At 41.9% G+C, this 14,302-nt stretch carries 7 protein-coding genes and 1 other RNA gene; 7 read left to right on the top strand and 1 reads right to left on the bottom strand.

Annotation, left to right across the window (positions count from 1 at the left end; translation table 11 throughout):
- Positions 1-227: 227 nt before the first annotated feature.
- Positions 228-623: a transfer-messenger RNA gene (ssrA, locus tag AAEO56_RS16815) on the bottom strand.
- Between the two features lie 206 nt (positions 624-829).
- Between ssrA and AAEO56_RS16810 the strand changes: the two genes are divergently transcribed.
- From AAEO56_RS16810 to bglX, 7 genes are all read left to right on the top strand, one after another.
- On the top strand, positions 830-2,050 hold the full coding sequence (locus AAEO56_RS16810; RefSeq protein ID WP_341698234.1) for an NAD(P)-dependent oxidoreductase: 1,221 nt from the start codon (positions 830-832) through the stop codon (positions 2,048-2,050).
- Positions 2,051-2,116: 66 nt separating this feature from the next.
- Positions 2,117-4,861: a histidine kinase gene (locus AAEO56_RS16805; RefSeq protein ID WP_341698233.1), complete on the top strand. Its 2,745-nt coding sequence runs from the start codon at positions 2,117-2,119 to the stop codon at positions 4,859-4,861.
- Positions 4,862-5,103: 242 nt separating this feature from the next.
- Positions 5,104-7,929, top strand: coding sequence for a SusC/RagA family TonB-linked outer membrane protein (locus tag AAEO56_RS16800; protein ID WP_341698232.1), 2,826 nt, complete (start codon positions 5,104-5,106; stop codon positions 7,927-7,929).
- Between the two features lie 26 nt (positions 7,930-7,955).
- A complete protein-coding gene (locus AAEO56_RS16795) occupies positions 7,956-9,416 on the top strand; it encodes a RagB/SusD family nutrient uptake outer membrane protein (protein ID WP_341698231.1) in 1,461 nt (486 codons plus the stop codon).
- Positions 9,417-9,466: 50 nt separating this feature from the next.
- Positions 9,467-10,411: a LamG-like jellyroll fold domain-containing protein gene (locus AAEO56_RS16790; protein WP_341698230.1), complete on the top strand. Its 945-nt coding sequence runs from the start codon at positions 9,467-9,469 to the stop codon at positions 10,409-10,411.
- Positions 10,412-10,554: 143 nt separating this feature from the next.
- Positions 10,555-11,934, top strand: coding sequence for a glucoamylase family protein (locus tag AAEO56_RS16785; RefSeq protein ID WP_341698229.1), 1,380 nt, complete (start codon positions 10,555-10,557; stop codon positions 11,932-11,934).
- 110 nt (positions 11,935-12,044) lie between these two features.
- A complete protein-coding gene (bglX, locus tag AAEO56_RS16780) occupies positions 12,045-14,288 on the top strand; it encodes a beta-glucosidase BglX (RefSeq protein ID WP_341698228.1) in 2,244 nt (747 codons plus the stop codon).
- Positions 14,289-14,302: the final 14 nt, after the last annotated feature.

The following is a 14,302-nucleotide window of genomic DNA, read 5'->3' as shown; positions in this document are numbered from 1 at the left end:
TGTAGTACAGGTATTTATGTGCAATTTCGGTGCAAATTCGGTGCACTTTTTTCGCTTGTACAAAATTGCACCGAAATTGCACCAGGAACTTTGGGCACTTTTGAAAATTTTGCTTGTTGAAGGTAAAATAAAAAAGCCTGCAAATATCAAAATTTGCAGGCTTTAAAGGCTTTTCGAGACGTTTTGTGTGTTTTTGGCAACTTTGAAAAGCATGCCTTAAACCGTCTTCGTGGAATCGCCGGGAATCGAACCCGGGTCCAAACAGGGGATAGAAGAGCTTTCTACACGCTTAGTTTCCGCTTGGGTTTTCGTCAGTGTGCAAGGCCGGAGACTACCACACACCACTTATCTTCTGTTTTCTCAGGGCTTCCGCGAAGCGAAGAAACCCCCAGGTCTACTTTTACGGTTCTCCTTGTCGAAACGCCATAAACCAGGGCTTTTCAGGAGAATCCTGCTTCCCTGCCTTGCAGGGACGAGGCTAATCTTACTTTAATTTAGATTATGCAGCTAGAGCGTAGTTATTTTCGCCGTTTAAATGTTCGAGGCAATGATGTACGGGAACAGCCTCATATCCCGACGTGCTTACTGTCCAGTCCGGCCTGCTGTCAAAACCAGTCGACCCCAGTAATCTATAGATTTGGTATACAAAAACAGTACCAAATAATATGCTGCAAATATAACAATTTATTTTTAAAATAATAATTGCTTAAAAGCGCAATTACTGTTATATTTGGGCAGGTTTTGCTGGGTTTACGTGATATTTTTCAAATACAACGTTTTCGCTGTGCCTGGCCTAACAAATAATGTCGCATTAAAAGTTGAGATTGCTATGAAGTTTGGGATAATAAAGGAAAGAAAGTCGCCGCCGGATAAAAGGGCAGTATTTTCACCAAAGATGCTGAAAGCCTTTAAAGAAATGTATCCGCAGGCAGAAATTAAAGTGGAATCGTCCGATATACGCATCTTTAAAGATGAGGAATATGAGGCGCTTGGGTTTGAGATAAGTAATGACATGACAGATTGTGATGTCCTTATCGGGGTAAAAGAGGTTCCTGTTAATGCACTTATCCCTGAGAAAAAATACTTTTTCTTTTCGCATACTATAAAAAAACAGTCGCATAACCAAAAACTTCTGCAGGCTGTTATTGACCGTGATATTGAACTCTTTGATCATGAGACAATTGTTGATTCTAACAACAAACGGCTTATAGGATTCGGCAGGTATGCTGGCAATGTAGGAGCATATAACGGCTTCAGGGCCTTTGGGGAAAAATATGACCTTTTCAATCTTGCTAAGGCAGAGTCACTCCAGGACAAGGATGCACTTGTAGGGAGGCTTAAAAGGATAACATTGCCGCCACTAAAAACCGTACTTACCGGTAAAGGGAAAGTAGGTATGGGGGCAAAGGAAATACTGGATGCCATTAAGATAAAAGAGGTTTCTGTTGACGATTTCCTTACCAAGTCATATGACATACCGGTGTATGTACAAATAGATGTAACGGATTATAACAAAAGGAAAGACGGCAAAAAACTCGATAATAAAGATTTTTACACAAATCCTCAGGAGTATATTTCCGATTTCGAACGGTTTACAAAGGTGTCTGATATGTTTATTGCAGGCCACTTTTATGGAAACAACGCACCGGCTATCCTCACCCGGGATATGCTGAAATCAAAAGATAATAAAATTAAAGTTGTAGCTGATATTTCATGCGATGTAGATGGGCCGCTGGCATGTACAGTAAGGTCTTCAACGATTGCAGAACCATTTTATGGCTACCACCCTTCAGAAGATAAAGAAGTAGACATGCAGCATCCGGCCGCAATAGTAGTTATGGCTGTAGATAACCTGCCATGCGAACTGCCAAGGGATGCTACCGAAGGATTTGGTGAAATGTTCCTTAAAAATGTAATCCCCGCTTTTTATAATGGCGATAAGGACGGCATACTTAACAGGGCGAGAATAACCGAAAAAGGACATCTCACCGAAAGATTTACCTACCTTGAAGGATATGTAGAACAGAAAGAATCAGTGCCCCACCTATAGGGGCATTTTTTATTTTAGGCTTTATTAGAATTAGTTTTTTAAATTTGAGAAGTAATTCTGAAAAAAATGCCCTTAAGAAGATTTGTTTTTCATATTTTCCTGTTTATACCTTTCTTTCTTCAAGGACAGGAACTATTGCCATTTGTTGAAAATTTCACTAAATCAGAATATTTTGGTGACAATCAGGTATGGAATGTGGTCCAGGGGACCGACAATGCCATGTATTTTGCCAACAACCATTTTTTTCTAAGGTATAATGGTGTGAAATGGGAAAAATATTCCCTCCCGAATAAGACTATTATACGTTCAGTTTTTGTTGATGGCGACAGAATTTATTGCGGGTCGTATAAAGAATTTGGTTATTGGCATCGAAAGCGTGGCAAAATGGAATATGTTTCGCTTTCCAAAAATAAAAACCTATTTCTTGGGAATGCCGATAATGAAGAGATTTGGAAAGTGTTTAAACATAACGGGAATATCTATTTTCAGTCGTTTAATGAAATTTATATCCACAATGGCAACTCGGTAGAAAAAATAAAATTTCCTTCCCAAATTTCATATTGCTACCTTATCGACAATACTATATATGTAGCTTCTGTCCGCAACGGCATTTATATACTCGATGGCAAAACTTTTCGCAGCGTAAAGGGTTGGCCCGAATTAAAGGAGAATATCATCCACGGGATGGAAAAAAATAGGGGAGATATCTATATTTTTTCTAAAAACAACGGTGTTTATATAGCCAACGGCAACAAACTAATACCGTGGAAAAGCGCGGTTAATGACCTGTTAAAAAGTGATGTGATACTTGCTGCAAGGTTTATCGACGAGAATACGCTGGCGATAGGTACCGGTTTACAGGGACTGTATATCATAAATCTAAACACTGGGGAATACAGGAATATTAATCGTAGGAATGCACTTAAGAACAATGCGGTTTTGTCTATAACATTAGACAGAGAGAAGGACATCTGGCTGGGGCTTGACAACGGAATATCGCATATAGAGGTGAATTCGCCTGTATCAATTTTTTCTGATAGTTCGGGTATCCTAGGTTCGGTTTATTCGCTTTCAACAACAGATAACGGTTATCTGTTTGTGACCAACCACGGAATTTTCACATACAATAATAAAAATCTTGCTGCGATACCTAATTCCCAGGGTCAGGTATGGGACATTTACAAGAATGGTAACGAATTTATTATAGGGCATAATGACGGTACATTTATTTATAATGGCAGCGCCTTGAAATGGGTTAATCCTGTAAATGGTGGATGGAAGTTCCTGAAAAGCAGTTATGACAACGCTTATTTTCAGGCAAATTATTCGGGCATTGCGGTCTATAAAGACATAAACGACCTTGCTAAATGGAAAGTTCTCGACAGTATTACCAAACCCATTCGGAACATTGCGCAAAATAAGCCGGGAGAACTTTGGGCTGCAGATAATTACAGGAGCTTATATCGAATAACCTATGATCCGTCTTTTAATGTAAAGCGCGTTGAAAACGTATCGGCGAAAAACAACATCAATAGTGACTACGGGGTTAAGATATTCAATTTCAGGAATGAAATATTATTTCTTATTAATAATACCTGGTACGCCTATAATAGTATATCGGCCAGGCTCGAAAAAAATATCCCGTTTAATGATTCATTCCGAAATATTTCGGATATCATTCCAATTGACGATGATAATTTTATGGTAATCAAAGATGGCCGCCTGTACACGATATCCCAATCGGGAGGGGAATTTGTATGGAAACTCCTTCCGGAGAAATATTACCAGGGTAGGCTGATCATGGAAAACACACAGCTAAGTAAAGATGGAAACAGGCTGCTGCTAAATCTTGACGATGGATTTCTTGCTTTTGAGCCGGAAAGTGATAAGCTGAAAGAGCATAAAATAACTATTGAGGGCTTTTATCAGGGGTGGCCTATTGATGAAGATACAGATATTAAGTATAATCAGCCGGTTCAGGTCAATATCATATCAGGGTATTTCGGATATAACAGACCTGACCTTTTTTACCGCCTTAATGAAGAAGGCTATGTTCCGGTTGATAATGGCAGCCTGACATTGAATAACCTAACGAGTGGGAAACAGGAGCTAGTGGTTTACTATAATGACGGTGTAAAATATGTCAGGGTTGCAACATATAATTTTAGTGTAGGCAGGCCATGGTACTTTTCATTTTTAATGGTAATTGTGTATGTGTTTGTTATATCGGGTATATTCTTTTTGTACTATCGTTGGAATAAGGTAAGGTACAATCAAAAGATCAGGCTGAATGAGGAAGAACTAAAACACCGCACACAGATACTGGAACTCGAAATGGATGCCGAAAATAAGCTAAGGCAGCAGGAATATGAAAAACACATGCTCGAAATGGAAGTGCAGACTAAAGCTTCGGAAGTCGCCGGCAAGTCACTTTCAATTGCAAAGCATAGCGAAATGATAGAAAGTATCCAGGAAGTATTGGAATCGGAATCGGATGGCAACCACGTCAAATCGCGTATCCGAAAAATTCTTAAAACAAATACAATCAATAAAAATGAGTGGCTGAATTTCGAAAAGAACCTTATCAAAAGCCACGAGGAATTTGTGGAGAAGCTCTCAAAAAAATATCCAACACTTACTGCCAAGGATATCAAATTATCAATTTATTTAAAAATGAATCTTTCATCGAAAGAAATAGCCCCGTTAATGAATATTTCTTTTCGCGGCGTAGAGCTGCATCGTTACAGATTGCGTAAAAAATTAGATATAGGAACGGAAGAAAGCCTGTATAAATTTATGATAAGTATATAGTAAATCAATATTATTTATACAATATCTATAAAATATCTTATATTATTACATACTTCTTGTACATCATCACTACATCATTCGCTATTGTTATGATGTGTTTTGTTTCAGTTTAATTATCTGTATTTCAGTAAATTGTTGTTAAATTATGTTAAAATGATGTAGTGTAGTAAGGTATATACAGTGCTTACTATAACGTTTTAGTTCCTTAAATTTGGGATAGCTAAATTTTATTTAATTATACCATGAGGAAAACAGTACTCAATATTACCTTCTTACTAACAGGCGCAATAACGTTTGCACAAGTGCCTACAACGCCTCAGCCCGCTATAAATGATTCTGTATTTAACGATTCAGTGTTTTTCGACAATGAGATGACCGAAGTTGTCCTTATTGGTTACGGAACAAGAAAAGCGGGTGCAATAACAGGTTCGGTAGTACAGATTAAAGCGGCAGATATCGTGCGTACGCCTGCCCAGTCTGCCATTCAGGCAATACAGGGAAAAGCAGCCGGTGTAAATATCGTTACCAATGATGAGCCGGGAGGCTCGCCATCTATCCGGATCAGAGGCCTTGGAACCGTTACAGGCGCACGTGATCCATTATATGTAATAGATGGTATCGAGACTTCAAATTTAAATGGAATTAGCCCGAATGATATTGCCACGATCGATGTTCTGAAGGATGCATCTTCATTGGCAATTTACGGCCAAAAGGGTTCCAATGGTGTTATTATTATAACGACTAAAAAAGGCAAAATTGGCGATATCAAAGTTAACTATGATGCTTACTACGGCCAAAAGTTTATACAACGCAAGGTTGATATGGCTGACTCATATCGATTTGCCTATTATAACAATTCAGCTTTAGGTGACCCTTCTTATTTCAATTCTACTCAGCCTTATAGTACAGACTGGCTTGATGAAATAACCGATACAGGAGAAATGATGAGCAATTCTGTTTCCCTTTCGGGCGCTACAGAACAAGCTACCTATTATTTTGGCGCTTCTAATTATAAGGAAAAAGGTATCCTTAACGGAACACAGTTTGAAAGGACCAATGTTATAAGCAACAACACTTACAAATTATTTAATGAAAAATTAAAAATAACTTCGTTTATTAACCTTTCGACAAATAAATCGACACCTAAACCGCTGAGTGCATTCACAAATGCCTATAAGCAGTCACCGATTGTACCGGTAAGGTTTGAAAATGGCCGTTGGGGCGTTCCTCTAAGGGATCCGGCTACGGGCCTTGCAAGTATAAATGGTAGTGACAGGTTTAATAACGTGGCTAACCCTGTGGCACAGCTGGCAAATTTTGATGAGCAGAACAGGAATACAACCCTTATCGGATCAGTGAATGCGGAATTAAAAATTTTGGATTACCTGAAATTTAATTCGAACTTCGGCGCAACAGCCAACTGGAGTAAAGGATACACCTATACGCCTACAAGGGAGATTTTCCTTTCGGCAAATCCTACACTTGGCGTAGAAGATTATATTACGCAAAATCCGAACAACCCTATTATAAATACACTGCAACAACGCAGAAGTACGAGTTACAGGTGGAACTGGGATAACTATGCAACGTTTACTAAAACATTTGCAGAAGACCATAATGTAACACTGGTTGCAGGTCTGTCAAGGACAACCAGCAATATTTCAGAATTCCTGAATGCTACAAGGCAGGATGTCCCGGCACAATCCAATTACTGGAATCTTGACCTGGCATCTTACAACGGGACAGTGGCGCCGGGATCGGTAGCCCAAAACAATAGTACAACACCTATCGTATCGGTAGCCTATTTTGCAAGGGGAGAATATGATTACAAAGGCAAATATCTTTTTTCGGCATCGATACGCCGCGAAGGGATAAGCGCTTTCCAGGAAGCCAAACGTTTTGAGACATTCCCATCGGTTTCTGCCGGATGGGTGCTTACTGGTGAAGAGTTTATGAGCAATGTGAAATTCCTTAATAATTTCAAGATAAGGGGTGGTTATGGTGAAGTGGGTAATGCCAATGCCAGTACTATCAATACGATTCTTTTTAATGCCGGTAACAACTACGCCTTTGGCCCTGACCAGATAATATATCCGGGAAACAATGTGCCTTTCCAGGTTGATCCTAACCTGACATGGGAAACGATGAGAGAAATAGACCTTGGTTTTGATTTTGCCGTGATGAACAACAGGCTTACAGGATCATTTGATTATTACAACCGTAAAACAGACAATGTGATACTTCCGGTTGCTGTACCTACGGTGCTTTCTCCGGAACCGGTTTTACTCAATAGCGGTCTTGTAAGCAATAAAGGGGTTGAATTTACTGCAAAATGGCAGGATAAAATAGGACAGGATTTTAATTACTGGATTGGTGGAAACGTATCGCACAACAAAAATGAGCTTGAAGAAGTACACAGCCCGTTCTTTGGAGATTATATCGGTGGCAGCCTTGGCAACGGGCAATATACCAAGCAGGTACTGGTAGGCCAGCCTTTGGGAACATTCTATGTATACCAAAATACAGGGTATAATTCTGACGGCGCACCTACCTATAGCGACCAAAGGGTAGCGGCAGGCTCGTATATTCCAACAGTGACGTATGGTTTTAATGTTGGCGCAAGCTATAAAGGATTTGACGTTTCTGTAGATGCCTATGGTGTTGGTGGGAACAAGCTTTACAATGGTAAGAGAGCACAACGATTTGGCGGCGAAAATATTGAAGACGCTGTATTGGAAAATTTCTGGACACCTTCTACGCCGAATGCTGCTAATCCACGGCCATCCAATAGTGTTCCGCGAGCATCTACCTACTATATAGAAAAAGGTGATTTCCTCAGAATAAACAACATCACTCTTGGCTATACATTACCCCAATTATTTAAAGGTATAGATAAGGTAAGGATGTACGCGACAGCTATAAACCCGTTCCTGTTTACTAAATATAGTGGTTTCTCTCCTGAAGTAGTAGGTAACGACAATGCAAGCCCTCTTGGCAGTGCAGGTATAGAACTGGACGCTTATCCTACGAACAGAACATTTTTATTCGGCCTTAACATAGGTTTTTAAAAGCAATGATTATAAATATAACAGAGATGAATAAGAAGTTTTCATATAAAGCTATAACAGGGGCGTTAATTGTAATGGCAGCAATGACGCTGTCCTGCGACGATGACTTGAATGTGGATCCACAAAATGCGATTAACGAAATTGATTTTCTTAATAATCCGGATAATGCGGTACAGCTCGTAAATGGCGTATATAATAAGATGTTGGATTATGATATGTATTCTTTCTCCTGGATCGGGATGACAAGCATAACATCCGATGATGCAGATAAAGGTTCTACACCAAGTGATACAGGAACAGATAAGCAAAAGATGGATGCGCTGACCTTTGATGCATCCGATATATCATTCAATGATGTATGGAAGGGCAGGTATGCGGGCATCTACCGTACAAACAATGCGTTATTTTACCTTGAGCAATTGTCTATAGACGCGACATTGAAAAACAGGCTGATAGGGGAAACTAAGTTTCTGAGGGCATTATTCTATTTTGACCTCGTGAGGTGTTTTGGGGATGTGCCTATTGTGGTGGAACGAATCGACCTTAACGATACCGAAACTATTAATGAGGTTGTATTTATAAGGAGGCCGAAAGCTGATGTATATGCGCAAATAGAAGCAGACCTTACAGACGCAATGAATAAGCTTCCGCTCAAATCACAATACAATCAAAATGACCTCGGCAGGGCTACAAAAGGTGCTGCACAGGCATTGCTGGCAAAGGCTCATCTGTACCAACAGGAATGGAATGAAGCTTTTGATATGGCGGGGCAGGTAATAGCATCCGGCGAATATGGACTTTTGCCAAATTATGCCGAAGTATGGCGTGAAGTTGGCGAGAACCAGCGTGAGTCGATATTTGAAGTGCAGGCTACGCTTACTAAAGGCCTTAGCGGATATACAGATGTTCAGGGGCCAAGAGGAACACCCGATCTAGGGTGGGGATTCAATACACCTTCCGTCAATCTTTCCAATTCGTATGCAGCTGGGGATCCAAGGAGGCAAGCTACTATAATGTACGTGCCGGGCGTGCTTTGGGATGGCTTCATTGCTCCAACTACATGGAATAACCCAAGATATAATTATAAGGCTTACCAAAGCAGTATAGCCGAGTCCTGGAACGGCAATAAAGGTGAAACGGCCAAGAACCTGCGCCTTCTTAAATACAGTGACATACTTTTGATAAGGGCAGAAGCGGCCTACCAAATGGGTAATACCAGCGAAGCCGAAGACAGGATTAATGAAATACGCACAAGGGTAGGGCTTGGAGAGATTTCGGGCATTACGCTACAGCAGATATACAATGAAAGAAGATGGGAAATGGCCATGGAGCATGATAGGTGGTTCGACCTTGTAAGGACAGGGCAGGCGCAGGCGGCAATGGCAGCTGATGGAAAAACATTCATCGTTGGCAAGCATGAGGTTTTCCCGATACCGGACCCTCAGATAGCGGTTAGCGGAGGAAGGCTTACCCAAAACAATTATTAATTCAAAACACGAATACTAATACTAACTTAATTTTTAATTTAATTTTTACTATGAAAACAATCAAAATTTTTGCGTACGCCCTGGCCGCTACTTCAGGGATGGTACTTACTTCTTGCGGCAGCGACGATTCAGCCAGCAGCCTTCCCCCAATTGGCGGGTACAACACTGCTGATGAGATTGCCGCAAGTGACCTTTTAGCATACTGGCCCCTTAATGGTGACGGTAAAGAATCGAAGTCCGGAGCTATGCCAACAAACACTGTTGGTGCTTCGTGGGTTGAAGGAAAAAAAGGACAGGCTTTACGTTTGAATTCAGGTTTCCTTGACTATGCCCCGATTGCCGAATTGAACGGTCCAAACCCGGGCTTTACAATAAGCTGTTGGGCTAAAATAACCAACCAGAAACTTACACCGGATGCAGTAAGTACAATTTCCCCGCTTATCTCATTTGCCGGTGGTCCAAATGCTAACGTTGGAAACCTTGCTCTTTTTGGTAACACGCATGGCTTAGTATCAAGTGACTCTATCCAGATGAAAGCAGAATACCATTTTAAGAAACCGGATGGTGTTGATTTCAATGGCGACTGTGTAAATATGATAAAAATGGAACCTTGGATGATTTCCGACAATGCTGCTAATACAGGCGCGACTCCGCTTCATGCTGCATTTGCAAACAAAACAGGCGGGCAATGGGCTCACATTGTATTTACGTACAATGGCGCCAATGCTATGGTTGGTATGTATGTAAATGGAGTTAAAATATCTAATCCTGCATGGGAAGATAGAAAAGGAGATAATACTTTACCATTGCCAATTGCTTTCTTTACACCGTCACACCCAATCATTGGAGCTCTTGCAAGTGTAGCAAACGGTACTAATGTTGATACATGGAATGCCGCTCTTAAAGGTGATATAGATGAAATTCGTGTTTACAAAAAAGCACTTATACTTGCTGATATCAATGCTCTTTATCAGTTGGAGTCTGCAGGCAGGTAATTAAAATTTTTATATTTATAAATCCCGGCGGCATTGCCGCCGGGTATTTTAACTCCCGCGATGAGCGGGACAGTATGTCCCCAACTATACTGAAAATTCCAAAATACATTTCCAAGAAAATCATCATCAAAAAACAATTCACAGTGAAAATTTACCAGTTAGCCATCATTCTTACTTTATGCATTTCGTGCGCATCGTGCGATAAGAAAGATGATGATGAAAACAATACTACTCCTCCATTGGAGGAAACAATGACAGACCAGCAGATCCTCGACCTTGCCCAGAAAGATGCGATCAAGTACTTTTGGGACTATGCCGAGCCCAATTCAAAGCTTGCACGCGAAAGATACCATACCGATGATCCGGGCAATGATGCCCAGATTGTTACCACCGGGGGTTCAGGCTTTGGCCTTATGAGCATCCTGGTAGGAATAGAGCGTGGTTTTGTACCGCGCGGAGAAGCAGTTACGAGATTACAGACTGCTCTTAACTTTTTAGAAAATGCAGACAGGTTCCATGGTGCATGGCCACACTGGATGAATGGTATAAACGGCAATGTAATACCATTTGGCACAGTTGATAATGGCGGTGACCTTGTGGAAACCTCATTTTTATGTGAGGCATTGATATGCATGCGTGAATATTTTAAAAATGGCAATGAGGCCGAACAGGCCCTTGCACAGCAGGCCGATGAACTTTGGAATGGCGTTGAGTGGGACTGGTATACCAAAGGCGGCGAACATGCGCTGTACTGGCACTGGTCGCCGCAATACGAATGGCAGATCAACTTTAAGCTCGAGGGCTACAACGAATGCCTCATAACGTATATAATGGCGGCAGCATCCACAACGCATCCCGTAGATGCCGCAGCCTACCATGAAGGCTGGGCCAGGAATGGAGCCATAGTAAATAACGGTCAGCGCTACAACCTCCCGGTAGTATTAAGTTATAATGGAGCTAATGGTAATGTGGGACCTATGTTCTGGTCGCATTATTCGTATTTGGGAATGGATCCCCGCGGATTGAGCGATCAATATGCCAATTACTGGACACTGGTGCAAAACCATGCGAAAATACAGCACGCTTATTCTGTTGCGAACCCAATGGGCTGGACAGGATACAGCGACAAAGTTTGGGGCCTTACGGCAAGCTACAGTCGCAATCCTAATGGCAGTACAGGCTATGATGCCCACTCACCTGTAAACGATAAAGGGATAATCAGCCCAACGGCAGCATTATCGTCTTTCCCATATACACCGGAAGAGTCAATGAAAATGCTACGGTTCGTGTATGAAGATGCCGACTGGAAAAGCAGGCTCATAGGCGTGGCAGGGCCGTACGATGCCTTTAGCATACACCACAACTGGGTTACACCGCGCTACCTTGCCATTGACCAGGGGACAATAGCGCCAATGATAGAAAACCACCGCACAGGGATGCTGTGGAACCTGTTCATGCAGGCGCCGGAAGTGCAGCAGGGGTTGCTTAACCTTGGCTTCCACTCAACGCAGCATGGATTTTAATTTAGAATGATTAGGATTTTTTCATAGCAATTCTTTTTCAGTACCGTCTTTTGCCAATGGCGGAGGACGGTATTTTTTTTCAAAAACATCTAATTCGAAAATATACTATAATGAGATTTAATACGACCTTACTCCTTTTACTGGCTTTTTCTTTGTCAATGCATGCGCAGAAGAAGAAAGCCGACAAAAAAATAAAGCCACGCGATGAGTTTGTAGCCGAACTTATGGCAAAAATGACAATTGACGAAAAAATTGCCCAAACAGTACAATTTACTGCTGATGGTACCGTAACAGGGCCGAAAGGTGGGGATAACTTTATAAATGAGATTAAAAAAGGAAACGTTGGGTCGATACTAAATGCTACCGGAGTAAAATATACCCGCGAGCTGCAAAAGCTTAACCTTGACAATTCACGGCTAAAAATTCCATTGCTGTTTGGATACGATGTTATACACGGCTATAGGACAATATTCCCTATAACGCTGGGTGAAACTGCAGGCTGGGACCTGGAGGGGGCCGAACTCTCTGCCCGTATAGCAGCTGACGAGGCTGCTGCATCAGGTATCCATTGGACGTTTGCACCAATGGTAGACATTGCCCGCGACCCGCGTTGGGGCCGTGTATCTGAAGGTTCCGGAGAAGACACCTACCTGGGTTCTAAAATGGCCTATGCCCGCGTGAAAGGTTTCCAGGGAAACGACCTTTCGTTAAACAATACTATCCTTGCCTGTACCAAGCACTTTGCCGCTTATGGGGCTGCCGAGGCTGGGCGTGATTACAATACGGTGGACATGAGCGAAAGGGTACTTCGCGAAACGTACCTGCCGCCGTTTAAAGCGACCGTAGATGCAGGGGTAAAAACGTTCATGACCTCATTCAACGAAATATCGGGTGTACCTGCTACGGGTAATAAATTCCTTGTAAACGGCATCCTGAAAAACGAATGGAAATTTGATGGCTTCGTTGTGACCGATTATACCGGCATGAACGAAATGATATACCATGGTTTTGCAAAAGACTCTATGCAGGCCGGTGAGCTGGCAATGGTTGCCGGTGTTGATATGGACATGGTGGGTGGCATTTACCTCAAAAAGCTAAAAAAGCTTCTGAACGAAGGCCGTGTTACCGAAGCGCAGATAAACGATGCCTGCCGCAGGATACTCGAAGCAAAATATGACCTTGGCCTTTTTGAAGACCCTTATCGCTATAACGACGAGAAAAGGGAGGCTGCTACCATCACTAAAAAAGAATACCTGGATGCTGCATTGCGAATAGCCAACAAATCGATGGTATTGCTTAAAAACAACAACAATGTACTGCCGCTCCACAAAGAGCAGAAGGTAGCCTTTGTAGGGCCGTTGGTAAGCGACGACTGGAACATTATAGGCTCATGGGCTGCTACGGGTGACCGCCAGGGATTTGCCGTGAGCGTTCAGGAAGGTGTGAACAAAATAATTACCGATAAAAGTAAAGTTACTTTTGATAAAGGTGTTGAAATCGTTGACCAGCGCCGCGACATGATGCAGAAAGCACTTGATAATGCCCGTAAAGCCGATGTTATCGTAGCTGTTATGGGTGAGTTTGAAAACATGACAGGAGAGGCTGCTTCGCGCACCAATATCGACCTGCCGGGTATCCAGAAAGAATTTCTTGCTGAACTAAAAAAGCTGGGCAAGCCAATTGTTTTGGTGCTGATGAACGGAAGGCCGCTTACCCTTAGCTGGGAAAATGAGAATATGGATGCCATACTTGAGGCGTGGTTCCCCGGTACAATGGGCGGTGATGCTATTGCACAGACGCTTTACGGAATCAACAATCCGGGCGGTAAGCTGCCAATAACGTTCCCAAGGAATTTAGGTCAGGTACCGTTATACTACAACCATAAAAATACAGGAAGGCCATACCTTGGCGCTTCTGATCCTGAACAAAAATACAAGTCCCGCTATATCGATTCGGATAATAGTCCCCTTTATCCTTTTGGTTACGGGCTTAGCTATACTAAGTTTGATTATTCCAACCTGAAGCTTTCTTCAAAAAGCATCAGCATGGGCGGAAAGATCAAGGTTAGCGTTGATGTTGCCAACACCGGGAATTATGATGGTGAGGAAGTGGTACAGCTGTATGTAAAAGATGAATTTGGGTCGGTAACCCGTCCGGTAAAAGAGCTGAAAGGATTTAGGAAACTGATCCTGAAAAAAGGAGAAAAGAAAACGGTGGAATTCGAGATTTCTACTAACGACTTGCGCTTTTATAATATTGATATGAAGTTCGTTGCAGAGCCTGGGGACTTTGAAGTGTCGGTAGGCGGCAGCTCTGACGCGAACCTTAAAGATAAGTTTGTGTTAGTTAAGTGAGTTTAATTTTGTTG

The sequence above is a fragment of the Flavobacterium arundinis genome (assembly GCF_038289855.1).
GTDB classification, from domain to species: Bacteria; Bacteroidota; Bacteroidia; order Flavobacteriales; family Flavobacteriaceae; genus Flavobacterium; species Flavobacterium arundinis.
The sequence above is the reverse complement of the archived record's forward strand: the minus strand, read 5'-3'. Positions and strand labels throughout refer to the sequence as shown.

Coding starts and splice junctions, on each gene's coding strand:
- AAEO56_RS16805 (WP_341698233.1), top strand. CDS start 2,117: ATGCCCTTAAGAAGATTTGTTTTTCATATTTTCCTGTTTATACCTTTC.
- AAEO56_RS16810 (WP_341698234.1), top strand. CDS start 830: ATGAAGTTTGGGATAATAAAGGAAAGAAAGTCGCCGCCGGATAAAAGG.
- AAEO56_RS16790 (WP_341698230.1), top strand. CDS start 9,467: ATGAAAACAATCAAAATTTTTGCGTACGCCCTGGCCGCTACTTCAGGG.
- bglX (WP_341698228.1), top strand. CDS start 12,045: ATGAGATTTAATACGACCTTACTCCTTTTACTGGCTTTTTCTTTGTCA.
- AAEO56_RS16800 (WP_341698232.1), top strand. CDS start 5,104: ATGAGGAAAACAGTACTCAATATTACCTTCTTACTAACAGGCGCAATA.
- AAEO56_RS16795 (WP_341698231.1), top strand. CDS start 7,956: ATGAATAAGAAGTTTTCATATAAAGCTATAACAGGGGCGTTAATTGTA.